The 23924-nt window shown below is 61.4% G+C and carries 28 protein-coding genes and 1 tRNA gene; 5 read left to right on the top strand and 24 right to left on the bottom strand.

Annotated features, from left to right (window positions below; genetic code table 11):
* The first annotated feature begins 35 nt into the window (after window positions 1-35).
* Complete coding sequence (lptG, locus tag ACLHZ1_RS02925) at window positions 36-1106, top strand: LPS export ABC transporter permease LptG (RefSeq protein WP_042002062.1); 1071 nt, start codon at window positions 36-38, stop codon at window positions 1104-1106.
* Window positions 1107-1160: 54 nt separating this feature from the next.
* Here the strand turns inward: lptG and ACLHZ1_RS02920 are convergent, their stop codons facing one another.
* Window positions 1161-1685 carry an RDD family protein gene (locus ACLHZ1_RS02920; protein ID WP_427260902.1) on the bottom strand — a complete coding sequence of 175 codons (525 nt, stop codon included), beginning with the start codon at window positions 1683-1685 and terminating at the stop codon, window positions 1161-1163.
* A 142-nt stretch (window positions 1686-1827) separates the two neighbouring features.
* On the opposite strand from ACLHZ1_RS02920, the gene ACLHZ1_RS02915 reads away from it, so the two are divergent.
* Window positions 1828-1912 (top strand) — tRNA-Leu (locus tag ACLHZ1_RS02915).
* A gap of 755 nt (window positions 1913-2667) precedes the next feature.
* Here the strand turns inward: ACLHZ1_RS02915 and ACLHZ1_RS02910 are convergent.
* From ACLHZ1_RS02910 to ACLHZ1_RS02800, 23 genes are all read right to left on the bottom strand, one after another.
* Window positions 2668-4278: a hypothetical protein gene (locus ACLHZ1_RS02910; RefSeq protein ID WP_427260901.1), complete on the bottom strand. Its 1611-nt coding sequence runs from the start codon at window positions 4276-4278 to the stop codon at window positions 2668-2670.
* Window positions 4275-4835, bottom strand: coding sequence for a hypothetical protein (locus ACLHZ1_RS02905; protein ID WP_427260900.1), 561 nt, complete (start codon window positions 4833-4835; stop codon window positions 4275-4277). Before ACLHZ1_RS02905 ends, ACLHZ1_RS02910 begins: the two co-directional genes overlap by 4 nt.
* Entirely contained in the window at window positions 4832-5533 is a 702-nt protein-coding gene (locus tag ACLHZ1_RS02900) for a hypothetical protein (RefSeq protein ID WP_427260899.1), read from the bottom strand. The genes ACLHZ1_RS02905 and ACLHZ1_RS02900 overlap by 4 nt, the downstream gene beginning before the upstream one ends.
* 1 nt (window position 5534) lies before the next feature.
* Window positions 5535-8531 (bottom strand): phage tail protein, encoded by a 2997-nt coding sequence (locus ACLHZ1_RS02895; RefSeq protein WP_427260898.1) that lies wholly within the window; start codon window positions 8529-8531, stop codon window positions 5535-5537.
* A complete protein-coding gene (locus ACLHZ1_RS02890; protein ID WP_427260897.1) occupies window positions 8531-9211 on the bottom strand; it encodes a phage tail protein in 681 nt (226 codons plus the stop codon). Before ACLHZ1_RS02890 ends, ACLHZ1_RS02895 begins: the two co-directional genes overlap by 1 nt.
* On the bottom strand, window positions 9204-10391 hold the full coding sequence (locus tag ACLHZ1_RS02885) for a baseplate J/gp47 family protein (protein WP_427260896.1): 1188 nt from the start codon (window positions 10389-10391) through the stop codon (window positions 9204-9206). Before ACLHZ1_RS02885 ends, ACLHZ1_RS02890 begins: the two co-directional genes overlap by 8 nt.
* Complete coding sequence (locus tag ACLHZ1_RS02880) at window positions 10388-10711, bottom strand: DUF2590 family protein (RefSeq protein ID WP_427260895.1); 324 nt, start codon at window positions 10709-10711, stop codon at window positions 10388-10390. The genes ACLHZ1_RS02885 and ACLHZ1_RS02880 overlap by 4 nt, the downstream gene beginning before the upstream one ends.
* Window positions 10711-12483, bottom strand: coding sequence for a phage tail tape measure protein (locus tag ACLHZ1_RS02875; protein WP_427260894.1), 1773 nt, complete (start codon window positions 12481-12483; stop codon window positions 10711-10713). Before ACLHZ1_RS02875 ends, ACLHZ1_RS02880 begins: the two co-directional genes overlap by 1 nt.
* A 6-nt stretch (window positions 12484-12489) precedes the next feature.
* Window positions 12490-12633 carry a DUF6890 family protein gene (locus ACLHZ1_RS02870; protein WP_201871543.1) on the bottom strand — a complete coding sequence of 48 codons (144 nt, stop codon included), beginning with the start codon at window positions 12631-12633 and terminating at the stop codon, window positions 12490-12492.
* 41 nt (window positions 12634-12674) lie between these two features.
* On the bottom strand, window positions 12675-12938 hold the full coding sequence (locus ACLHZ1_RS02865; RefSeq protein ID WP_163147975.1) for a putative phage tail assembly chaperone: 264 nt from the start codon (window positions 12936-12938) through the stop codon (window positions 12675-12677).
* Window positions 12935-13165, bottom strand: coding sequence for an Rz1-like lysis system protein LysC (lysC, locus tag ACLHZ1_RS02860; RefSeq protein WP_427260937.1), 231 nt, complete (start codon window positions 13163-13165; stop codon window positions 12935-12937). The genes ACLHZ1_RS02865 and lysC overlap by 4 nt, the downstream gene beginning before the upstream one ends.
* Entirely contained in the window at window positions 13062-13493 is a 432-nt protein-coding gene (locus ACLHZ1_RS02855; protein WP_408838780.1) for a hypothetical protein, read from the bottom strand. Before ACLHZ1_RS02855 ends, lysC begins: the two co-directional genes overlap by 104 nt.
* Window positions 13490-13951 (bottom strand): glycoside hydrolase family 104 protein, encoded by a 462-nt coding sequence (locus ACLHZ1_RS02850; protein ID WP_319909336.1) that lies wholly within the window; start codon window positions 13949-13951, stop codon window positions 13490-13492. The genes ACLHZ1_RS02855 and ACLHZ1_RS02850 overlap by 4 nt, the downstream gene beginning before the upstream one ends.
* The gene (locus tag ACLHZ1_RS02845) at window positions 13938-14264 is read right to left on the bottom strand and encodes a phage holin, lambda family (RefSeq protein ID WP_039040942.1); all 327 of its coding nucleotides are present in this window, start codon (window positions 14262-14264) and stop codon (window positions 13938-13940) included. Before ACLHZ1_RS02845 ends, ACLHZ1_RS02850 begins: the two co-directional genes overlap by 14 nt.
* Before the next feature lie 23 nt (window positions 14265-14287).
* The gene (locus tag ACLHZ1_RS02840) at window positions 14288-14497 is read right to left on the bottom strand and encodes a TraR/DksA family transcriptional regulator (protein ID WP_182955478.1); all 210 of its coding nucleotides are present in this window, start codon (window positions 14495-14497) and stop codon (window positions 14288-14290) included.
* A 9-nt stretch (window positions 14498-14506) separates the two neighbouring features.
* Window positions 14507-14962, bottom strand: coding sequence for a phage protein (locus ACLHZ1_RS02835; protein WP_039040909.1), 456 nt, complete (start codon window positions 14960-14962; stop codon window positions 14507-14509).
* Window positions 14963-14965: 3 nt separating this feature from the next.
* The gene (locus tag ACLHZ1_RS02830; RefSeq protein ID WP_427260893.1) at window positions 14966-16090 is read right to left on the bottom strand and encodes a DUF2586 domain-containing protein; all 1125 of its coding nucleotides are present in this window, start codon (window positions 16088-16090) and stop codon (window positions 14966-14968) included.
* A gap of 4 nt (window positions 16091-16094) precedes the next feature.
* The gene (locus ACLHZ1_RS02825) at window positions 16095-16781 is read right to left on the bottom strand and encodes a phage virion morphogenesis protein (protein ID WP_427260892.1); all 687 of its coding nucleotides are present in this window, start codon (window positions 16779-16781) and stop codon (window positions 16095-16097) included.
* A complete protein-coding gene (locus tag ACLHZ1_RS02820; protein ID WP_241344198.1) occupies window positions 16778-17302 on the bottom strand; it encodes a phage tail protein in 525 nt (174 codons plus the stop codon). The genes ACLHZ1_RS02825 and ACLHZ1_RS02820 overlap by 4 nt, the downstream gene beginning before the upstream one ends.
* The gene (locus ACLHZ1_RS02815; RefSeq protein ID WP_427260891.1) at window positions 17299-17772 is read right to left on the bottom strand and encodes a head completion/stabilization protein; all 474 of its coding nucleotides are present in this window, start codon (window positions 17770-17772) and stop codon (window positions 17299-17301) included. The genes ACLHZ1_RS02820 and ACLHZ1_RS02815 overlap by 4 nt, the downstream gene beginning before the upstream one ends.
* A 172-nt stretch (window positions 17773-17944) precedes the next feature.
* Window positions 17945-18670, bottom strand: a complete 726-nt coding sequence (locus ACLHZ1_RS02810) for a terminase endonuclease subunit (RefSeq protein ID WP_427260890.1) — start codon at window positions 18668-18670, stop codon at window positions 17945-17947.
* 3 nt (window positions 18671-18673) lie between these two features.
* Entirely contained in the window at window positions 18674-19726 is a 1053-nt protein-coding gene (locus ACLHZ1_RS02805) for a phage major capsid protein, P2 family (RefSeq protein WP_427260889.1), read from the bottom strand.
* 9 nt (window positions 19727-19735) lie between these two features.
* Complete coding sequence (locus ACLHZ1_RS02800) at window positions 19736-20596, bottom strand: GPO family capsid scaffolding protein (protein WP_427260888.1); 861 nt, start codon at window positions 20594-20596, stop codon at window positions 19736-19738.
* Between the two features lie 175 nt (window positions 20597-20771).
* Here ACLHZ1_RS02800 and ACLHZ1_RS02795 point away from each other — a divergent pair, with 175 nt between their 5' ends.
* From ACLHZ1_RS02795 to ACLHZ1_RS02785, 3 genes are all read left to right on the top strand, one after another.
* Window positions 20772-22586 (top strand): terminase large subunit domain-containing protein, encoded by a 1815-nt coding sequence (locus tag ACLHZ1_RS02795; RefSeq protein WP_427260887.1) that lies wholly within the window; start codon window positions 20772-20774, stop codon window positions 22584-22586.
* Complete coding sequence (locus tag ACLHZ1_RS02790) at window positions 22583-23599, top strand: phage portal protein (RefSeq protein ID WP_427260886.1); 1017 nt, start codon at window positions 22583-22585, stop codon at window positions 23597-23599. The genes ACLHZ1_RS02795 and ACLHZ1_RS02790 overlap by 4 nt, the downstream gene beginning before the upstream one ends.
* A gap of 65 nt (window positions 23600-23664) precedes the next feature.
* Entirely contained in the window at window positions 23665-23916 is a 252-nt protein-coding gene (locus ACLHZ1_RS02785) for an ogr/Delta-like zinc finger family protein (protein WP_161648005.1), read from the top strand.
* Window positions 23917-23924: the final 8 nt, after the last annotated feature.

Genomic DNA, 23924 nt, shown 5'->3' with positions numbered 1-23924 from the left:
AAAAGCATGATGCTGCAATATAGGAACCTCTGCTGATGTTTGGCATTCTCGACAGATACATAGGCCGGGTCATCTTCATGTCGATCCTGCTGTGCGAGGTGACCCTGGTCGGCCTCTCCGCCCTCATCAAGTATGTGGAGCAGCTCAAGTCGGTTGGCGATGGCAACTATGACATGGTGAGCGCCTTCTATTTCGTCATGCTCTCCATGCCCAAGGAGGCGGTGCTCTTCTTCCCGCTGGCGGCGCTGCTGGGTGGCCTCATCGGCCTCGGCCAGCTGGCGAGCAGCTCCGAGCTGGTGGTGATGCAGGCGGCGGGTCGCTCCAAGCTCAGCATAGTGGTGGCGGCGCTCAAGACGGCCATTCCGCTGATGCTGGTGTTCAGCCTGGTGGGTGAGTATGTGGCCCCCATCGCCAAGCGCACCGCAGACGATATCAAGGCCGGTGCCATGTCCGAGGGGCGACTGACCATCTCGGCATCCGGAGTATGGGCGCGGGACGGCAACAACTTCGTCAGCATCAACGGGGTGCGCAACGACGGCGCCCTGACCGGCATCACCCTCTACCGTTTCACCCCGGCGCGCAAACTGATCGATGTGGTGCAGGCCCAGGAGGGTATGTTCGAGCAGCATCACTGGGTGCTGAAATCGGTCCATGCCACCCGCTTCGATGATCCGACCCGGGTCGTGAGCGAAGATCTGCCCCAGATGACCTGGCAATCGGATCTTACCCCCAAGCAGCTGGGTGTGGTCAGTATCGATCCCGAGAACCTCTCCATCTCCGGGCTGCGGGACTATGTCGGCTATCTGGATGCCAACAAGCAGGATGCGGGGCGCTACAAGCTGGAGCTGTGGCGCAAGCTGCTGGCGCCGCTCTCCGTGGTGGCCATGATACTGCTGGCCTCCTCTTTCATCTTCGGGCCGCTGCGCTCGGTGAGCATGGGGGCACGGATGCTGATGGGGATCATGACCGGCTTCGTGGTCTATGTGAGTGATCGGGTGTTCGGCCCGGTCAGCCTGGTCTATTCGGTCCCCCCCATCATAGCGGCCGTGGCGCCCAGCCTGCTGTTCGGCGGTGTGTCCCTCTACATACTGAGCCGCAGGCGCTAGCCGGCCAGACAGCAAAAAGGGCACCTGGGTGCCCTTTTTGCTGTCTGCTCTTGGTCATGACTTGTTGAGCATGTTCAGGTTTTCTTCCTTGCTCAGTACGATGACCTCGCACTCTGCCCAGATATCCTGGAACGCCTTGGGTCGCTCGCCGCCCAGCAGGCACATCAGATTACCCAGGCCGAAGGCCGCCGTGGCGAGCCGGATCAGGGCCTGGGTGATGCTAATATTGCTGCCATCCACATTCTGGATGCGCAGCCGCCAGGCACGCATGCCGATGGTCTGGCCGGCCCGGGTCCAGAACCAGACATAGAATCCCATGATCACCAGCGCCAGCCAGGCGCTGTAGAGGGGGCTGGTCAGCAGCCAGCTGGCATCTCTGCCCTCGGGCACGGTCGCCAGGCCGGTGACGAGCAGCAACTGGGCCACCCCCATGCCGATGAAGCCGGCGATCACCAGCAGCGAGATGACCACCAGGTAGTCATAGAGCAGGGCGCCGAGGCGGCGTAACAGACCTGCGGAGGGGTGAGTGTGGACGGGGGGCGTCGCCGGAGGAGGCGTAACTGACTTGCGCTTGGCCATGGGGTTTTTCCATCAAGAAGTTGAGGGCATTCTAAGTAACTGGGCAATCGACGGCAAGACGTTGAATAAATGAGCAAACAGCGAGAGGCCGGTGAAAAACACCTTGCATGGTCAGGCGCCATTCGTATAATCCCTCGCAGTTGCCCGGGTGGCGAAATCGGTAGACGCAGCGGATTCAAAATCCGCCGTTGCAAGACGTGTCGGTTCGAGTCCGACCCCGGGCACCATCAACTAATTCAATGACTTAAGGCCATCCGTGAGGGTGGCCTTAAGTTTTTCTGTCCCTCAGTAATCACCAAGTGGCGATGAAGTGGCGACAGTGGTTTGGATGATCGGGGCGGCAGTGTCGCCATTCCTCCTTACAAGCTGGTCATTGTGACCGGACACATTTCATAGAAAATCTGTTTTCCGGGGCGCAGGCTGGCCAGTGCACCCAGGCCGCAGACCCCTTTTCAATATTTCAGTTCTCGATTCATGCCCGTCTGGTCTTAACTGGCTGAAATATATAGCCTTCCCGCCTCATCACAAGCCCGCCGAGATCCTCCCTCGATCATAAAAATTCCCACGAAAAGTACGACCATCCCAATACATTCAATGAGTTACGTTTTCACCTTCGTCATCCAGAGCCCGGCCGAACTGTAAAACCCTGCAATTTCTTTCGATCCTTTCAGATCCTCTCTAAGCCGAAGATCCTTGATGTGGCGCGGTCTGGGCCTATGGTTTTGCGGTAATCCACTTTTGCAAAAATTTTTATTGATGAGGCGCGCAGGCGGGAGCGGATGAGCGCGGATTCCGTGGCGCAGACGCCGCCGTGGGCGTTTCCGTGGTGCACTGGGAGACTGTGAGCGGGCGTAGGCTTCACGTATGATGCAGCGCTGCCCGACGGCGCCCATTCATGCGGCACCTTTCCCTGGCCATGCTCAGGCGCTGTCAGGCAGATAGAAGAAGGCCCCACTGTGTGGGGCCTTCTTCGTTTGGTGGGTTACTCGATGATGGGGGAGAGGGTACTGGCCAGTTGCCCGGCCTGCTCACTCTGACCGGTAAAGGTTTCAGCCTGGGCTGGCGGTGGCCCGCCGTGGTTATGGCTGGCAGCTGTGGCGGCCAGCTGCTCTACCACCGTCATCAGCTGGTTGAGCAAGCGGAAGATGTTCACCCCGTCGCTACCCATCCACGACTTGGGCGCTTCGAAGTGCTGCAGCTCACCGGCGAGCGCCCGGCGAACAAGGGCGACATCCTCCTCCAGATTGCCGCCCGTGGTCTGGCTCATGTTGCCAGCGCTGCCCAGGATCATGTCCTCTGCTGTCAGCAACTCGATATCGCCGAGCGCCTCGATGCGCTTCATGGCCCCGATCTCTTCCACGCTGTTGGCCAGGACGGTCATCCGGTGCAGGCCGAACTCGCCCAGGTACTCGTCTGCCTCGCGGATCATCTGCATGGCCTTGTCGTGCTGACGTCGGTCGGTGTGGCGGCTCTGGTTCCCCACGCTGTCGGTCCGGCTGAACACCTCGGCCCGTTGCTGTTGCAGCTGCTCTCCCGGCTCGATATCCGGCAGCGGCCAGCCAGTGCCCAGGATAGTACGGATGAACGGTCGATCGGCGCGGCCAAAGGCAAACCCCAGCTCGACGAGGGTTCCCTCGATAGGAAACTGCATCAGCCCCTGTTCAGGCCCGCCGAACATCACAGGAAGCGGCACCGCGCGATAGAGCGGCGTCCCTTCGTCTGGTTCACCATCCTCGCCCAGCAGCTGCACATCCACCGCATAGCGCGGGCGAAACGGATCATTGAGCTGGCCAGCGGCGGCCATGTCGCTGATGGCCTCGACCCGCCCGAACTTGGGCAGGTGCATCTTGTCGGCCAGCTCTGGGAACTCCCCCTCCATCTTTCGGCGTTCTGGTGACTTGACGGGTTTTCCCGGGGTGGCTGTGGTCAGGGTCATCTCATCACCCTTGAGTCTGACGCGCTCCACCCGCTTGCCGTTGACGATGGCCCCCGGGCGCATGGCCGGGATCGGAGCCAGGGTGAAAGTGTTGCCCGCCTGCTTGGCTGAAAATGCAGGGTCCAGCTCCACTGGTTTATCCGCCCAGCGACTGTGGGCATGACTGCCTACGAAAATGGCGCCATCCGGCTGCTGATGCCAGATGAAGTCAGGGACCGAGAATGCGCGGCCGGCATGGTCTAGCAGCTGATAGCCGGTGCCTGCGCTGGTGAAGTTGGGGATTGGGGTATCGGTGTAGTCCGCCCCGTCCGGCAGCATGAAGACGAGAGAGGTCTGATCGGTCAGCCACGCTAGCAGGTTGCGCAGGGTGGCATGCTGGATGCTGACCGGGAACTTGCTACCTAGGATCCCGGCCAGCTCGCGGCAGAGCAGCTTGTTGGCACCGTTGGCGGCTGGCTGCACGTCGTACACATAGCCGGTAAACCAGCGGCGCAGCTCGCCGTTGTAGCCGGTATCCACGGTTAGGGTCTGCCCTTTGGTAGCCGAGCCCTCGATAGTCAGTGCCGCACGGCCGCCGGCGGAGAGGTCGAGCACGATGTCATGGTCAACCAGGTGTACCGGCTTACCACTCAGGGTCAGGTTGGTCGAGAGTCTCATGCCATCAGGTCTCCCAGCTTGTTATCCAGCCCCTTCATGGCCTGCTCCCATGAGCTCAGCTGTTCCTGCTCAGATGCTGCGGTGCTGCTACCGGCTTTGGTTGGCGTGGCATTGGCTGTGCTCTGCCCCACGGTGACAGGAGCCTTGGGCAGGCGCTGCTCGCGTTTCTCCGGTACCGAGTTATGCTCGCGCAGGGTGAACTGCACCTGCCACGCCAGCAGGCCCTCCTGCTCGCTGGCGGTGATGCGGCCGGCGAACTTGGCCTGGCGCACCTTCACCGACTTGGCCAGCAGTGAGCCAACCCGGTAGATATGGCGCTTGCCGCCATCGCCCTTGGCGTCCGCCAGCTCAAACAGGCGGCTCAGGGTCTGCTCATCGTTGAACGGCACCAGGCCGGAGACATCGAGCTCCTTGGCCTTCTCGCCTTGCTCAGAGCTGCTGGTTGAGCTGGTCTGGCCGCTCTGGTCCTTGTCCTGGAACTGCATCGAGGCGTAGATCCGCATCGACTTCATAACGATGGGCTCACCGTCCAGGGTGAGCATGGCGGTTCGGCTCATTGGGTTAACTCCTGCCAGAAGGTGAGCGGTGAGGGTGAGAGCAGCAGGGCGCCGACGGTCATGCTGTGGCCGTGGTCTGGATGGGCACTCTCGAGCAGTTTGGCTGCCAGGCTGGCTGGCTCGCCGTAGCCGTGCCAGCTCCAAAGCATTCCGGCAAGGTTTGGCTTGTTGGCCATTCCCTCATCCAGTTTGGCAACCCGGGCAGCGCGCTTGGTGGCCAGCGCTGCCAGTTTGGCTTTGGTCGTCGTCGGTGCCGGCGAGTTGTTCTCACTGCTCTGCAGAGCATCTCTGGCAGCAGTCAGCATCAGTTGGCGGCGCAGCGGATTCCAGATCAGCGGTTCTTCTGTCTTCCAGCGCGGCACCCTGGCCGCAGCGGGCTGAGCCATGATGTCGTTGTTGGCGGTGAGGCGGCGCAGGGTCGCGCACCACTCTGGCAACGGCAGGATAGTGCAGACCTGCGCCAGTTTGGTGGCCAGTTCCTGCTCGCTTTCGGCGGAGACCAACCAGGCCACGGCATGGAGTTGTCCGGTTGGCCACATGGGGTCGGCGCCATCTTGCAGCTTGGCGGCCATGGCTCCAATAGCTTTGGGGACGGCCAGGGTGAATTGGCCGCCCTGTTCTTGGCCGACGCCGTGTTGATATGGGGTTACGGTGAGGTAACGGTCGGTTACCAGCCGTTGGTCGAGCAGGAGACTCATTCTATTTAATCTCCAGCGCAGATAGCCTTTCAGTTAACAATTCAATGGCTTTTTGCTGTGCAGTAACCAGCTTTTCAAGAGCACGTAACTCAGTTTTTCTACGCTGCACATACGCAGTCAGCGGTGGAATAAACTCGTCGTAACCCAAGGACATCACGTCACAACCGCCATTCACGGTATGATCCTGGAAACCGCCGAAGTCTATACCGAGTTTTTCACAAAGCGCTTTTATCTTCTGGGCTCTAAACCACTGGTGTCGGCGGTTACGTTTTTTGCTGCCATCTTTTGGCAGATGGCGGAAACGGGTTTCGAAGATCGGCTCGGCTGTTTCGAGATCGATGCCGACCTGAACTTGGTGCTCTTCGAGGTAGTCGTCACGCATGTCCCAGAAGCCTTCCTCGGCCTCTAGCCCGTCGATGAACTCATCACCCAGTGTGGTAGGGCGCAATTCAGCTTTATCCCGCTCATCGGAGCGGTTTTGCACTGTGCCGTAGACGTAGGTCGTAGTTGCACTGTCACCGATTTGAACTTGGTTATTTCCGGAGACGCTCGAGTTGGCGCCTACGCCAGTGCAGTTTGTCAGTGTCGTGGCATTCGTCGTGTCCTGCATAAACCTAAGGCTTGAGCGACCAATTGCTGTATTGGTGTTGCCAGAGGTTAGCACTTGCAGCGCATCAGAACCGAGCGCCACGTTATCGTTGTTGGCGCCAATCTCGCGGCCCGCTCGGGTGCCGATCAGCGTATTTGCTGAACCAGTAGTCAAGTTCCTTGCGGATTCAAAACCTACCGTGGTGTTATTTCCTCCCGTGGTCGCCTGCTCCTGAGTGCGGGAACCCACTGATGTATTGCCGGATCCTGTAGTCGTTTTCTGACCGCTCCATCCTATCGCTGTGTTATCGTTACCGCTCACGTTAAATCGCAGAGAATAGCTTCCCAGCCCGGTATTTCTCAATCCTCCATCGTTCGAGTAGAGAGACTCATGCCCTACAGCCGTTAACTCAGAAACTCCAATATTACTGAATAGCGCAGAGGTACCTACAGCCACGCAATAATTAAACGTGGTTCCAGCGTGGCCTGTATCAGTCCCCAGCAACACGTTGTCGTGAGCTGATGTCGCATCAAGAAGACTGGAGTGACCAATTGCAACGTTACGGGTTCCGGTTACCCCTGGGCCGCCGCCACCGCCAAGCGCGCGGTAGCCGATACCCAGGTTGTACGGAGCTCTATTGCTGGACATGCAGAATGCGCCAATGGCGATAGACCCATATTGATCAAGCTCAACCCCATTACCAGCCGCCCTGTACCCTACGGCCACCGCGTAGCTTGTAGGCCCTGCGTCACCCAATGCGGAACTACCTACAGCAGTGTTACCGGCAGTATTAGCTCCCAGCTTACCCATAGCGGCATGGCCAACGGCGGTGTTGTCGCTACAAGTCCCGGTAGCCAGCTCACCTGTGACGTTGCCAATCATCACGTTTCTGTATGGGCTCATGGCCCGGTACAGCGACTGAGGCCCCATTAGGATATTTCCGTCGCCAGTGACCGCTGACAAGCCAGCGGCCTGACCAATCATGATATTGCCGTTCCCGTCTAACATCTGCTCGCCAGCGGAAGGGCCTACAAATGTGTTGCCTTGAGGGCGTGGGGTATTACCTCCAGGCTGGTAAGGAACATAACCATCTAGATTACGTGCGCCGTCTGGAGAGTTTAACGACAGCGGACTTACCGGCACGGTGCCAAGTTGGAACGTCCCGTTAATGGCCCAGATCTTCACGGTGTCAGATGGGGTGCTGGGTGGCGCCTCAACCGTGCGCGGCTGGAACAGGGTTATATCCTGACTCACATCGTTGATGGTCACTCGCATCTGCGAAATGTCGTCCCATTCATATGGGATTGTATACCGCTCACTGGATGAGCCGGCACTACCACCTTTACGCCAGACCTCAGCTTTATCAAACCGGAGTTTGCCGGGGCCAAAATAGTATCCATCTGGTCCGAGATCTCTCGGGGTAGTTAGCTGGAATACCCCTTCTGGTACATGAATAGGCCCACCGGAGGCCCTTTCTTCCGCCTTCTGGAACGCCGCTGTATTCACTACAGATGATGCAGTAGGAGATGCACCAAAATCCTCAACACTGACACCTGAGCCACCGCTGCCACCCTGCCCACGACCATCCACGACGGTGTTGTCGGCCTGCACGGTGCCCAGCTTGGCCACGTAGTGCTGATAGCCATTGCCATCCACATGGTCGGTCAGATCGGCCACGCTGGTGATGATGGTGAAATGGTTCTGATACTCGGATAGCAGGGAACCGGCGCGGTGCACGTCTACCCAGACGCCGATCGGCTTGGTGCCCGGGTAAATGACCTCTGGCTGTTTCAGCTCGATGCGCAGGCCGCCGACGATGGCCACACCCTGGGTAACCTGATGGCCTCCATCCTGTTGCACGACCTTGAAGCCATCGCCGATGAAGGTGTGGTGGCCATAGAGCTGGCTGGCCAGCTGGCGCAGGTCTTCATCCTGCCCGCGCAGGCGGGCGGCATAGTCGATCTGCCAGGTGCCTGCATCCACGTTGGTGAGAGTCGCCTCGGCGGCCTGGTCGTATCCCATCAGCATGGACTTGACCAAGGAGTTGCCGGTCTGGCCGGTGGTCTGGTCGGTCTTGAGTTTGGTCTCCCGCCCCTTGTAGACAATCATCCCGATCACGCCGTTGGCCTTGTTGCGCAGGAACATGGCGTTGAAGCTGAAATCGCCGACTGTGGTGTCCATCACGATGGAGTAGGCCACCGCGTTGCTGTTGACGCGGCCGCGCTGGTCCACAGTCTGGCGATAGACGATCTGACCCGCCGGAGGCAGGCCGGTGTCCGGATCGATGGGGGCGGTGATATCCAGATTGGGGATATCGGCCAGCACGAATTCATCCAGCACGACCGGTTGCTCTGCGGCCAGGCTGGACTGCCAATATTGTTCGAATGCGTTGGTAATAACCTGTCCCATCAGGACTCCTTGCGGGGGAGATACGCCCCGTAAACGTGTTGAATGAAATGGATCTGGCCAGCGATCAGGCGATGCTGGCCGGCGGGTTTATTGAGAGAGGCGGCGAACACCTGGTGACTCATGTCGATGCGGCCGGCATGCAGGTATGCCACGGCCGGATAGAGCACCTGGAAGCGGTAGCGGCGGCAGGTGCGGCCGTAGTGCTGGATCAGGGTCTCCATCAGCTGCTGGTTTTCGACCAGGGCGCTGTCGGCCACCTCGATGATGATGACGTCCCAGGGGGTGCCTTCTTGCCGTTCATGAAGCTCACACCAGCCGATGCCCAGGCGCTCAAAGATGCGCTTGAAACCGGCCACCTCTCCCGAGTCCTGAGCGTTGATGAAGGCGTACTTCACCCGCTTGCGGAACAGGGTTAGCGGCTCACCCTTGAAGCGGGTGATATCCCGCTCCCAGGCGATCAGCGCCAGCATGGACTCGGAGCAGGTCAGCGGGTCTTGCTGGGTGAGCGGTTGCAGCAGCCAGCCACGCAGGCGGCGCCAGAACGCCATGATCCCCTTGGCCAGGAAGGCCGGTTCCTTCACCCCTGCGGCGATGGTCTTGCCATCTTCCCACCATGGGGCCGTGCTCTCTGGTAACTGCGGGGCCTGGTCCTGGTGGTCGAGCTCAGTGGTCTTAGTCATGGAGGAACACCTCCAGATCGGTCAGGCGTGGGATGTCGAGTCCGGAGACGATATCCAGCTCGGCGAAGTGCAGGCTCTTGATCTCGGGGAAGGCCTGGTGCAGCTCTCGGCCAAGCTGACTCAGGGAGAAGCGGGACTGCGGCCAGGTGCGGGTCACCGAGGGGTAATCGGCGGACTGGCGGAAGGCGGCCTTCACCATCAGCCCTGCATCCCGGCTCAGCGCCAGCCGCTGTTCGGCGGTCAGGTTATCGACCGGCCACAGTTCCAGGTGCAGGGCGTACTCGGTTTCCGGCATGGCCATCACCTGCAGGTCATCGCCATGGCCGTGGTTGCCTTGGTTGTTCACGTAGTCGTTGAGCTTGTCGATCAGGCTGGCTGGGGTGGTTCCCACCTCCAGCAGGATGAATGCGTTGGCGGTACCTGGTCCCCGCGGGGCGTCATGCTCGAAGAAGATGTGATCGGCACGGATCCCCGCCACGCTGGCGAGCATGGAGCGGTAAATCGCGTCGATGTGGTAGCGCCCTACCGCAGAGAACTGGTTCTGAATGCGCAGCCCCAGAGCATCGTTGCTCTCGGCATCGGCCCCCTGTGTGGTGACCCAATCGCGGTCGGCGTTACGCGCTGACAGGATACCGGTCACCGGTTTACTCAGTAGGTTGTAATAACCGGGGGCCAGATTCCAGCCGCTGCCGGCGAACTCAGCCTCACAGACCACCTTGGCTACTGCCTCACCGGCAGGGCTCACCATCTCCTGCAGGGGGCGCAGGCGATAGATGGTGCCGTTGATGCGCTCAGTGGTGATCCAGACATCGGCCGGGATGGTGACGGCTTCGCTCGGGTTGACCTTGATGAAGTTGACCAGGCCCCGGGTCTTCTGGGCGGCCTTGCGGGTGAGATCCACATCCCACGCCTTGAGGTCGAGATAGGCATCATGGGCGGTGGCGGCAAAGCTGGCGGGCAACACATGGCCCGCCAGCAGGGTGCGGATCAGCCACAGCGCCGGGGTGATGACCACGCCGCGCACCAGACGCCAGAACGGTGACACGTCGCTGTCGTTGGTGATAAGCGACCCGGCGGCCTCCACCTCTTTCTTGAGCTCGGCCTCCATGGCCGCCTCGGTTGTCGGCACCCCGCTTTTTGCCAGCAGGGCCATAAAATCCACGGTGGGGCGCAGGTTCACAGGGTTACCTCCAGATCGCCGAATTCATAGGTGCGGGCCGTGACCAGGATGCGTTCCGGCGATTCTTCGCTGATCAGGATGGTGCCCGGGATCAGGCGAACGTCGTTCTCAACCAGCAGTTCGATCTCGGTCATCACATCCGCACGCAGGGTGGGGCTGCGTTCGCCGATGAGCTTGCGGGCCAGCCCCGACTCCATGATTCGGTGCTTGATGTCCTGGCCGATGCTGTGGCGGTCTTGCGTCATGCGTGGCTGGCCGCCTGCATCGATCTGCCATGCGCCGTCTATGACCAGGATGTCGATGTATTTGGGATCGCTCATCACGGAGTCTCCAGCCATGCGTTTTCAGCCATCTGCTCAGGGGTCATCGGGTTCTGGCTGGTCATATGAACCTCACCGATGTGCAGCACTTTGGCCGGTTTCTGGTTGGCGGTGGTCGCTGCTGCGTTGGCCTGGATCAGCTGCTGGCCAATGCCACCGGATGGGACGTTGCTTTGACCGCCCTGGCGATAGCGTGCCAGCGGTGCGTTGATGTTCTCGGGGTTGGGCAGGTTGAGGTCCGGCATGGCGCCCGCCTCAATGTTGACGCCCGGGATCATGTTGAGCTTGTCGATCAGCCAGTCGATGGACTTGCCGAGCAGTTGGAACACGCCCCAGTCTGAGAAGGTTTTTTTCAGGTCATCCCAGTAGTAGATGACCGCTGCGACAGCGCCGATCAGCAGCACTATCCCGGCTATGATCAGGCCTATTGGGTTGGCATACATGGCGATATTGACCGCCAACAGGATGGCACGAAAGGCAACCAGCCCCGCCTTGAGCAGGTTGAGCGGCGCCATGATGACGGTCCAGGCGATGCCGAGCCCCAGGGTGGCCAGCTTGGCCAGACCGGCGACCAGCATCCATGCTCCGGTGACCATGCTCAGGCCCACGATGGTCAACATGGCATAGCTGATTACCTTGGTCAGGTTCGGGAAGAGATGCGTCCAGCGCAGCACATCATTGGCGCCATCGGCAAATAGACCGACCACCGCATTGATGGCTGGCAGCACCACGCCAAAGGCGGCGGCACGGATGGCGAACCATCCTTGCGTCACCCGTTCCCACTGATCGGTCATTGAAGCGGCCATTTGTTCTGCCTTGCCCATGCCGTGGGTGTTGGCCAGCGCGTTGATGTTGGTGGCCAGGCCCTTGGTGTTGGTCATGAGCAGCTTGATCATGGCGACCGCCTCATCCGAGCCGAACGCCTTCTTGAGCTCATCCCCCTCGGCCACGCTCATGGTCTCGCCGTAACGTATCTTGAGCTTGTCCAGGATGGTGAGCACCGGCAGCATGTTGCCTGCCGAGTCGGTGAACTGCATGCCGAGCGCCTTTTGAGCGCCACCGACACCAGCCAGGAAGGACTTGAACTTGGTCCCGGCCTCGCCGCCGCTCATGGTGGCCTGCAACTGGCCCAGCACTGCGAACTGTTCATCCATCGACACCCCGGCCGCCGTGGCGTTGGCACCGATCGCGCCGAACGCATCGGCCATGCCCTGGCCGGTGGTCTTGAACAGTTGGACCGCCAGCGCCGTTTTGCCGGCGACATCTTCCACCCAGTTGGCCTTGCCCATCTGCTTGGCCTGCTGCTCGAAGATGCCGTACATGGTGCCCATGTAGTTGGTGATGGTGGCGGTGTCGGCTTTTGTGGCCTTGGCCAAGGTAGTTGAGGCGCGAGTGAAGGCTGGCAGCTCGTTACCCTCCAGCCCGGCGATGGCGGACTGGATGTCGTAGGAGGAGCGCACGATCTCGGTGGCCGAATTGCCATACTGCACGGACAACTTGAGGGCTTCGCGGCCGAGCGCCCCGAGCACGTCCTTTTGCACATCGAGGGAGGCCACCTCGGCGAGGGCCCTGTCCATCTCGATGGCCGGGCCAAGGGCGCCTTGGATTGCCATGACGCCGCCCGCCACGGTCGTGGCCCCCATGGCCATATTGCTCCAGCCCTGGCGGCCCGCTTTGCTGACCTTGTCCATCTGGGCGTTGATGCCGGCAAGGGGCTTGGTGACCTGGTCAACCAGTGCCACCTGCATCATCAATTTTTCCATCCAGGCCATCAGTCGTTACCCGTTCAGTGCTTTGGCAATGCCCTCGGCCACGGTGGCGGCGTTGGACTCTCGGTGGTGCTTGTCTATCCACATAGCGCGGGCCAGGCTGTCGAGGTCGTCATCCTCATGGGGCAGGTAGTAACGGCGCAGCGCCAGCACCTGCTCCAGTTGGTTCCGCTCGATGGCCTCGGCACGCGCCGTCAGTTTTTTACGGTGATGTCCAGATCGGGCGCGAATTCCTTATTCACGGCACCAGCCAGTTGCAGGGCTGCGCTGGGGCGCTTGAGCAGGTCATCGAGCGCCTCTTTGCTCTCCTGGCAGACGATCTTCTTGAGGTAGTTGTGGGCAGGTGCCACCTTGTCGTTGGGCATCATGTCGTTGATGAAGCTGTTGTAGGCCACCATGGTCGGGGCAAACTTCAGCTCTTTGCCTGCGACTTCCAGGGTGATGATCGGTGTGCTCATGGGGTTGTTTCCTCTTGTTCAATCCAGTAGGTCAGGGTGGTGATCTGGGTTTGGCAGCGGCGCAGCGCCGTCTGCAAGGTGGGGATAAACTGCACGGCATCGCCGTAGGTGCTGCCCGTGAATTCAGGCTCCGGGCAGTTGGGCACCAGCCCCGGCGGTGGCAGCCGCTTGACCACCCGGGTCTGCACCACTGTCGTGGGTTGGCTGGAGCAGGCGCAGAGCGCCAGCAGGCAAAGGCTCGCGAGCGCAATCCGGGCGGCCCGCTGGCGGCGTGGCCAGGGCTTGTTGCAGTTCATCGGCTGTTTTCCTGTTCTGGTTGTCGAGCTTGGCCAAGGCGGCGTTCTGGTTGTTGAGCAGCAGGCGCAGGCCCTTCGTTATCAACTGCTGCCGCTGGAGCTCGGTGGCCTGCTGGTCGTTGGCCGTCTGCAGATTGGTGATCGTGGTTTGCTGCTCTGTCAGGGTGCGCTGCATATCCACCGTGCGGCGATGGGTGACATAAAGCGCCAGCACCAGGAGCAGGCCCACTATCCCCAGCACCTTGCTGAAAGTGCTCATGCCAGCACCCCGCCAAACTCGGTGAACTTGGCCAGCAGATCAGCCAGCTTGTGCTCGCGCTGGCCGTAGCCGGCACCGGGCAGGCTGGCCCAGATGTTGGCGCACTTGGCGATTGCCTGGGGGATACGCCCCTTGATCACGTCGTCCAGCGCCTTGCGCTCGCGGATTAGCTGGATGGCCCATGTGTCTTGGGAGGCGGGGCCAAAGTCCGGCAGGCGGAGAGCCGCCTGGTAGTGGCGCCAATGGCGGGACAGGAACTGATAGCGCCCGGCGGCTGTGCTGTGCAGGGTCGGATTCACCCGCACCAACACATCGGGGTGTTCGCGGTAGTCCTGGAAGAACCTGCCCGGGTTGACCAGCTTGTTGTAACCATCGTCGCCCAGTCCCTTGGTGCCCTCGGCATAGGCGATCAGGTCGAGAAAGGCGGCCATTTGGGGATGGCAGTCACTGCGCGGCATTGTTGTCCTCCTTCTTGCTAAACATCAGTGCAGCCCGGTCCCGGATGATGTCGATCCCAAGCAGCCCCACCACGCCGCCCAGGAACGGGGTGGCCTCCTGGGGGATCCCGAGCAGGTGGGTCCCGGTGGCGGCCGCCAAGGTGATGAGGCCGCACAGCAGGGATTCGATCAGCCGACGGCGACCCCGTCCGCCTGCATAGGTGATGCGCAGGAAGGCGATGGCGAGTGCCAGCAGGGCCCCATAGACGGCGGGCCAGTTGTCCATCAGCCATGCCAGCAAGGCGGTGGCTAGGGTCGGGTCTTTATGAGGCATGTTGTTCATGTCCGTGGCTCTGATTAGCGGCCCAGCCTCTCAAGGCGGGTCTTGCAGGGGACGCACAGGCGCACCCCTGGTACATGGCGGCGGCGTTCTTCCGGGATGGGGTCGTCGCACTCTTCGCACAGGTGCCGGCTATCCCCCTGGTAACTGCCTTTGCCCACCTGGTTGGCCAGTTGGGCCGCCAGCATGCGGGCGGCGTGACGGGTGGCACGGTCGATGTCGTCCAAGCTCCCCCCTTAACCCAGCAGGTGGCGGGTGTCTTCCTGGGAGAGGTAAGGCACGCCGTTGATGTGAACGAAGTCGGGGGAGGTGACGAACCCCTTGATTTTGTGAACCCCCTTGCTGCCCCCCTTGGGATCGACGTCGAGCAGGTCAGAGATCTGCAGCTTCACGCCGAAGGCCTCCACCTTCATGGTTTCGTCGCCGGTGTCGGCGTAGAACAGCACGTCGTCCGGTGCCATGCCGCGCCAGCTACCGGCCCGTTTGGCTGCATCGCTCAGCAGGGTGAAATTCTTGGCATCGAGCTCGAACTCCACCTCGGCGGCGACATCGCCATCGACGAAGCCATCCGGGATACCCCGGGTCTGGGCCACGGCGCTGTTGTCGGTGATGGAGAGACTGGCTTTCTCGACATGGACCATGGTGCCCATCAGCGTGGTGTCGAAGCTCTGGCCTGAAATGCGTCTGGTCATGGGTTAGCCCTCCCCGTTGTTGAGGCTCAAATCGAGCATGATGTTGACGGTGATCCCCTTGGGGCAGTCCACGGTGCGCACTACCACATAGACGGAGACCAGGTTCTTGGCGATCCACTGGATGCTGATGTCGCCATCCTTGGGGGAAGCTATGTCGCCCGGGAACGGCTGGCCGTTGATGGTGGTGGCCTTGGCCATCTCGCGTAGGTCTTTGCCGAAATACATGATGGCGGCCGCGGTACTGCCCGGAGTGGAGTTGAACGAGCGATCCCCGATGCGGGCGATGGCTCGCAGGCGCATCCGGCGAGCGGTCTTGTAGGCCACACGCAGGTTTTCGATCACCTGGTAGTCGCCGCCCTCGGCATCCAGGGTGCGGCCATCGGCCCAATAGGTGCCGTCATAGTCCGGATACCACATCGGTACCGAGTAGCGGTTTTGTTCCAGGGTTTGCAGGGTGGCGAGCGGCAGCGTGATCCCGGCCTTGTCCACCGGCTTGTTGCCAAGGCCCACCAGGGCACCGGTCTTTACCCGGCAGGGGCTGTCGGCGATGCTCACCGCCCTGTTGCACAAGCGACCGGCATAGACGCCAGCGAGGTTGGGCCACAGTTGCGGCACCAGAGAAACCGAGCTAGCGGCGATACCGTCTTGCAGGGTGGCCAGCGTGGTTTCGTATTCGCTCCAGTCCTGGCTACCCTCACCAGTGGAGACGATGCCCGGTACTGCCAGCAGCATGAACTGCCAGCGCCCCCATTTGGCGATCAGTTCCTGGTTGAGCGCATGGGCGGCATTGATGCCTGCCTGGTCCCACTCCTGACCCAGCACCACGACACCTTCAAACGACTGGGTCTGCTGGGCGGTTCGCACAGCGGCCAGCCAGTCGCCATCTTCTGGCAGCACGTAGGCGGCCGCCGTCCAGTTCTGGCCTGCGTTGTCACGGCTGGCCAGCAGGTTGGTCTTGAGCTCGCTTTCACCCTCACCCAGCAGGGTGTCAAAGTCCGATTGGGTGTTGAGTGAGAGCAGCTTGCCGGTGTTGCTGGCGGCACTGCCGATGAACAACAGGTGGCGCTCGACCTCGGTCACTGGCCCCTGCATCTGGTTCAAGTTGTTGATCTGTACATAAGGCCACATGCCGTTATTTCCCCTTCATGTCTTGCTTGTTGACGTCCCAGCCGTAATCGATGCTCTGCAAGGCGCGGGCGAAGGCCTGCTGCCGTTGCCTGGCGTTGGCGCCCAGGAACGGGCGGGCTGGTAGCTGGATCTCCCAGCTCTCTTTCACTGGTTCGTCCTTGAGCTTCTTGATAAGCAACCCCGCCTGGGCGTAGTTGAGATTGGCGGTGATCCAACCCAGCGATGCCGAGCGGTATGCCCGCTTGCGCTTTCCAGGACGCTTGAACCCAAGCTCGCGCAGCTTGCGGGCCTGTGCCTTGCTGGCCTGCTTGTTCTTGCCCACATCACTGGGGGCAATGCGGCGCCGGCTGGCGGCCGTCACCTTGTAGGTGTGCCCCTTCTGGTGGGTGTTAGCGATGACCCCTGCGTGGGCGCTCATGGTGCCCTTGGTGAACCCCAGCTCTGCCATGTCCTGGCGAGGCTCGCGGATCTGCAGCAGCTTGGGCAGGCCACGCAACATCTTGCGTTTGCCCCGCTTGCGCGGTGCCCAGGCATTGCCATTGGGGTCTTGCTGCTGGCGCACGTTACGGGTGGCCAGCTTTTTCATCTCGTTGGCGGCACGCCACACCAGCCGCTTGCGCTTCTTGGGGGGCAGGGCCAGCAGGTTGAGCTGGTCTTTGCCTCGGTGCGCGTCGAGCGTGATGGTGATCATGCTGGGCCCCCAATCTGATGCTGTCCTGTATCACCCACGTTCAGGTCGATGTGCTCGGCTACCCAGATGTCATATGGGGCCACGTTCCAGCGCTTGCCGAGCCAGTTAATTAGCCCTTGCGGGTGCTCGATAAGACGCAGCGGTTCAGCGAAGGGGAGCTGGATCTCGAGGTCCGCAGTCTGCTCGTCGTTCGGGGTGACGGCGTACTCTGGATCAGACAGCTCGAACTGCTCGCGAAAGTCGTCGTGTTCCTGCACCCAGGCGGCGACGGCCGCCAGCAGAATGGCCGGATCCAGCTCTCGAAACGGCAGTTGCTCGATGGTGAACACCGCCTGGTAGGTGAGCCAGGCCACATCCACCCCGGTGGGCCCCATGTTCTTTGGTTCGAGCTTGATGGTGCCGTTCTCCATCCAGCTATCCAGGCGCTTATGGCATTTTCCCGGCAGCACCCGCAGCAGCTCGGCGTGGAGCGCATGCAGGAAGTAGCCCTGAGCCTGCTGCTCGTTCATGACTGCGCTCATATCAGCGATACCCCCGCCCGGTGCTTGCCCTTGATGCTGCGCACCAGTTGCTGGCTCTCGGCCAGTAACTGGGCGCGCTGGTCCTGGGATCGCTCCACCTGGTTGTTGGCTGTGGCCCGCTCGGTGACGCTGGCGAACTCGGGTAGCAGCGCGGACTTGGCGCGGGCGAATACGGCGGCCAGGTACTGCTCGGTCAGGGCGTTTCTGTCGGAGTCAGCGCCATCGTCAAGGCTCGGCCCCGGTACGGCGGCGGCACTGGTATAGCCCTTGCCCTGCAGCGCGGTCTGATGGCTGGCGAGCTGCAGGTTGATTTCAGAGACGGCGGCGAGCAGGGCGGCGCCGGTGGTCTGCTGGTCCAGATCGGCAGGCAGGGCGCGGCGGCGTTCGAAGTCGGCGACGGCAACATCAGGCCAGAACCCGTCATTGCGGATGGTGGCGGCGCTATAGTCGATGTCCTTGCCTGCAAACATGTCTGGACCCCTGTTGATACTTGCCAATGTGAACACCACTGCCCCGGTTGCCCGGGTCGCCGATGGCGCGGCGAGAAAAGGTGCACCCCTGTAGCCACGGATCGCAGGATTCGGCGCGAGCCTTGCGGCTGGCCTATCCTCCCCGCCGGGGTGCGACGGCGCGGAGAGTCGGTTACTCCGGATTCAGCGCCCGGAGGCGCATGGCAATCTTCTGGCGCAAGGTGCCGACGCCCACCTTGCCGTGCAGTTTGTCGGCCTGGGCCAGCCAGTGGTCGGCCTGCTCCAGGGTGGCGCTATCCCCAACGGCGCTGGGGCGGGGCTGGCCGTCGTGGTCGCGCAGCAGCAGGCAACCCGCAGCCTTGAACCACTTGGCGGTCAGCCGTTCGTTGAGGCGCCACTCGTTGCGCACCTTGTCGAACACCCGGGAGAACCAGGGCTCGACGGCGTGCCCCTCGGCCGCCTGCTTCTCGGCCCACTCCAACACGGTGTCGGCCACGAAGTGGGCCCAGTCCCGCTTGATGTTGTTCGGGGTGCGCTGGCCCTGGGCGATGGCGAGATCCGCCCAGGCGATGCCGGCATCGAAGTCGCCCACATCGAACGCCCAGATGATAAGGCGCTGAAACAGCTCGTTCTGATAGGGCTGGCCCGACTCGCTGACGGCGGCCAGATAGCGCTCCACATAGGGGCGGTACTTGGGCATCAGCTCATCGCGTTTCATGTTCACCCGGTCGCCGATGCGGGCCAGCTTGCGCAAGCGGGCAATGTCCTGTTCCAGGGCAACCAGTTGCAGGTGCAGGCTGTCGGCCACTGCACCGGTGGCCATGCCAGAGCAGGCGGCCTGCTCGGCCCCCTGCATGGCGAGTACACGTTGCTTGTGGCGTTGACCGGGTGAGCTCATTAATTAACCGCCGACTTCTTCTGGCTTGGCACCGATGACGATGTCGGCCTCTTCAAAGCCGCCATAGGCCAGGTGCTCGCCCAGGGCATAACCTTCCATGCGCCAGTACTGGTTATCGAAGCACTTGCGATCCTGGTTATCCTCAGCCTTGCGGTTGCGAGTACCGCGCTGGGTGTAGCAGTGCAGGTTGTCCAGGGTGGTGACCACCATCCGCTTGCCCGGGAAGAACGGGGGGATGTAGGCCTTGCGCCCGGCGATGGACTCGGCCAGCTTCTGGGCTGCGATCTGCTCGCTCGGCTTGGTGGCTTCGCTGTAGAGCTTGGCCTGAGCGGCGGCCACCAGATCGGTACCTACCAGCACCACCAGACGCGGGTCTTGGCGGAACAGCGGATCGATGGTGGCGTTGATGAGGTCGGAGGCCATCTCATCCAGGGTTTTGTAATCGCCCTTTCCGTCCGGGTCGAAGTAGATCTTCTCGCCAGCCTTGGCCTTGATGATCTGGCTGCCGTTGTTCCACTCGCGGGCGATCTGGTGCCAACCCTTGTTGACGTCTTCACCCAGCGGCTTCTCGGTCGGATTGGTGGTTTCGGCGGCTTCTACGCCGTTCCAACCTACCCGCAGTATGTCGAGGGCGAATGCGGTGTTGATGAACTCACCGACCAGGCGGATGAACTCGCCCTCGCTGCCAGCGTTGGCCCAGACACACAGGGTCGCCCAGTCGAGCGAGGCACAGGAGTCTGTCTCAGTCAGCTCGTAGGTGTTGCCGGCCACGCCGACCTTGCCGTTGAAACGACCATCTTTCTTGCGGCCGGTGAACAACTTGCCGATGCCGACCTGTACTACCTGGCCCTTGATCTGATCCACATCCATACAGGTGATGAGGCTCAGGAACTCGACCGAGGCGAGCAAGGCAGAGCGCATGCCGGTTTCCACCGGGCCACTGATGACGCTGAACTGTTTGTCCAGCACGTTTACGGGGATGCCATAGGTCTTGGCCAGGGCATTGCTGTATTGATCCAGGCGTTTACGGGCCTGGGGGGTAAGTGACTGACTCACGGCCGCTCCTTAATAGACGGTGGGGGTATCGTCACCGCCGAGTTCACCTGGGCGCTGGCCCGGCACTTCAACGGAGAACTTGTCGATCTTGCCCTGCAGCTCGCCGACCTTATCGGTGAGGCCGGTCAGGGTCTGCTCCAGCTTGGTGAACTGCTCGGCGGTGATGCCGGCCTTCTCTTCTTTCGCCGGTTCGGTCACCGGGGCGGTGGTATTCGGTTTGGCTTCCAGCTTGGCGCTGAAGGACTCGATCTTTTCGCCAAGGCCGGTCAGGGTCCCCTGCAGCAGATCGAATTGCTCTTTGGTCATTTCCTCATCCTCGGGTTGGCTGGGGGTAGGTTGGAGGGCTGGCTCGCCGTGGCTGGCCAGGAAGCTGAAAAACTTGGATATCAGGCCGTCTGCCTTCTCGTGCTTGGGCAGTTTGAAGGTGGAGAGATCCAGCGGTTCGCTGGTACCGATCAGGCGAGACTCGCCCTTCTTCTTGAACTTGAGGTGGGTGGTGCCGGTGCTGGCTGGCTGGTCGGTGACGCCCAGGCCGCGCAGATAGGTGCGGCCCAGATCGGCAAACTGCTCTTGTGGTTCGATGGAACAGAACTGGTACTGGCCAACCTGGTTGTAATAAACCAGATCCCGGGTCGGACTCAGGATGGCGAACAGCTTGAGCTTGCCATCTACTACGTCGGTCTTGAGCTCCTGCACATAGCCGAAGTTTGCCCAGCGGTCGTGCTCGGGCCATATCAGTGCTGTGTAGTATTCCGGGTCGTAGGTCTCGGCCATATCAGTCAGCCAAGCAGCGGTGATCTCCCTGCCATCGACGGTGGTACCTTCGGTGGCGATACAGACCCAGCCAGTTCTCAAGGTTGATGTGTTCATGCCTACTCCCAAGTGATGCGGGCTCAGGCTATCGGGTCGGCAAGGTGGTTTCACGCTATGGCGTTCGGCGGGATTCGGATCCATCAGGAAATCCGAATTGCTCAGAACATCAGTGGGATAAGTGGGGGGAAGGGGCTGGCTATGATGGCGCCATCATTCACCGGATGGAGGCGCCGTGGCGTACCCCGAAGAGATCCGCAATGCGGCGAAGGGACTCTACCTTAAACGATGGACACCCCAGGAGATCAAGGACGAACTGGGGCTCAACTCCTGTCGTATCATCTACTACTGGGCCGAAAAGCTCGGCTGGCGTGACCTGCTGACCGAAGAGGCGGTGGAGGATGCCATCAATCGCCGGGTGCAGGTGTTGCTGCACCGTGAGAAGAAAACCCCGGGCGAGCAAGAGGAGCTGGACCGGCTCATCGGCCACCATGTCAGCCTCAAAGAGAAGGCACTCAAGTGGGCCGAGCGTGAGCAGGCCCTCAAGACCCAGCGGGCGGAAGGGAGTGAACCCGGGCCCAGCCGTGGCAAGCGTGAGCACAACAGCCAGGGAGGGGGCGGCCGCAAGGGGGGCAAGAAGGCCAAGAACGAGATCGGGCACCTGACGGCCGATGACTTTACCGAGTGGCTGGGTACCCTGTTCGGCTATCAGTTGCGGGTGCGGGAGGCCAAGAACGACCCGGCGCTGCCGCGTACCCGTAACATCCTCAAGTCCCGCCAGATCGGCATGACCTACTATTTCGCCGGCGAGGCGCTGGAAGATGCGGTGCTGACGGGCGGCAACCAGATTTTCCTGTCTGCCACCCGGGCCCAGGCCGAGGTGTTCCGTTCCTACATCTGCAAGATTGCCCAGACCTTCCTGGGCGTCACCCTGACCGGCAACCCCATCGTGCTGTCGAACGGGGCAGAGCTGCACTTCTGCTCCACCAACTCCAACAGTGCCCAGTCCCGTTCCGGCAACGTCTACATCGACGAATACTTCTGGATCCCCAACTTCGAGAAACTGTCTGATGTGGCCAGTGCCATGGCGACCCAGAGCCACTGGCGCAAGACCTACTTCTCGACCCCGTCGAGCAAGGTGCACGAGGCTTACCGGTTCTGGACCGGGGAGCGTTGGAAGGGGCAGCGCCCGAGCCGGGTGGGCATCGACTTCCCAGGCGAAGATGACCTGCGTGACGGGGGCCGCGTCTGTCCTGACAGGCAATGGCGCTACGTCATCACCATCGAGGACGCCATTCGCCTCGGTTGCCACCTCATCGACATCGAGGAGCTCAAGGACGAGTACCCGGAGGAGGTGTTCGACCGCCTCTACATGTGCCGCTTTATCGACGATGCCCTGTCGGTGTTCAAGTTTCAGGATATGGAGCGGGCAGGGGTGGACCCGACCCGGTGGGAGGACTACAAGCCCGGGCGTCCTGACCCGTTCGGACGTCGCGAGGTGTGGATGGGCTATGACCCGAGCCGCACCCGCGACAACGCCACCCTGGTGGTGGTCGCCCCGCCCACCGTCGCCGGCGAGCGCTTCCGGGTGCTGGAAAAGCACTACTGGCGTGGGCTCAACTTCCAGTTCCAGGCGCAAGAGATAGAGCGCATCGCCAAGAAGTTCCGGGTCACCTATCTCGGGGTCGATGTCTCCGGCATCGGCTCTGGGGTGTTTGACCTCTTGAAGCCGGTCTTCAAAGGGGTGTGTCACCCCATCAACTACAGCATCGAGAGCAAATCGCGGCTGGTGCTCAAGATGATCGATGTGGTGGAGGCGAACCGCATCGAGTGGGACAGCTCGGATCGGGACATCCCGCTCGCCTTTCTCGCCATCAAACGCAGCACCACCGGCGGTGGCCAGATGACCTTCCGGGCCGCCCGGGACAACGTGACCGGGCACGCCGACGTATTTTTTGCCATCGCCCACGCCGTGGCCAATGAGCCCCTTGATACCCACCGCAAACGCAAATCCACCTGGGCAACCAGCCAAGAGAAGAAGGCAGCATGACCAAGCGAAAGACACAACAACCGGCCCAGGCGGCCGCCTCATCCCCCCGGCCCTCGGTGGTGTTCAGCATGCCGGAGGCCATCGACCCCACGGCCTGGATGACCGATTACACCGGGGTGTTTTACAACCCCTATGGGGAATACTACCAGCCACCTATCGACCGCAAGGGGCTGGCCAAAGTAGCCCGGGCTAACGCCCACCATGGGGCCATCCTGATGGCACGCCGGAACATGGTGGCGGGGCGCTTCACCAACCAACGCGCCACCATCACGGCGTTCGTGCACAACTACCTGCAGTTTGGCGATGGTGGCTTGCTGAAGCTGCGCAATAGTTTCGGCCAGGTGGTGGGGCTGCACCCGCTCTCGAGCGTCTATCTGCGCCGGCGCGAGGATGGCTGCTTTGTCTACCTGCAGCAGGGCAAGCCGAACCTGATTTACCGCCCGGATGATGTGATTTGGCTGGCCCAGTATGACCCCGAGCAGCAGGTCTATGGCATGCCCGATTACCTGGGCGGCCTGCAGTCGGCACTGCTCAACCAGGACGCCACCCTGTTCCGACGTCGCTACTTCCTCAACGGTGCCCACATGGGGTTCATCTTCTACGCGACCGACCCCAACATGGACGACGAAACCGAGGTGGAGATGAAGGAGATGATCGCGAACTCCAAAGGGGTGGGGAACTTCCGCTCGATGTTCGTGAACATCCCCGATGGCAAGCCCGATGGCATCAAGCTGATCCCGGTGGGGGATATCGCCACCAAGGACGAGTTCGCGGCCATCAAGGGGATCACTGCCCAGGATGTGCTGACGGCGCATCGGTACCCGCCAGCGCTGGCCGGCATCATCCCCACCAATGGCGGGGGCGGGCTAGGGGATCCCGAGAAGTACGACGCCACCTATGCCCGAAACGAAGTGCTGCCGCTGTGTGAATTGGTGCAGGACGCCATCAACAGCGCTGGCCTGCCCCGGGCGCTGTGGGTCACGTTTCGAGAAACGATAGGGGCTGCTGTATAAAAACACAGTCTTATTGATGTAAGATGCAACCTAGTGATTGAGATTTCGATTTATCGGGAGGGGTGATGCGGGTTTTTTGTAAAGAGTGTGGCCAGCGAGGCCGTATTACCAAGACCAATCGGCTGAGCAATGAGGTCTCTGATCTCTATTGTCAGTGCACCGATGCGGAGTGTGGTCATAGCTGGGTAGCCACACTGTCGTTCACTCACACGCTGAGTCCGTCTGCCAGGACGACGAACCAGTTGGTGCTGGGGCTGCTTGGATCACTGACGCCAGAGGGGCGGCAGTTGGTACTGAAAGGACTGGGGGCGCAATAGCGCCCCTT

It is taken from the genome of Aeromonas sobria, from assembly GCF_050266975.1.
Lineage (GTDB): Bacteria > Pseudomonadota > Gammaproteobacteria > Enterobacterales > Aeromonadaceae > Aeromonas > Aeromonas sobria_B.
This window is presented reverse-complemented; position numbering and strand designations above follow the sequence as displayed.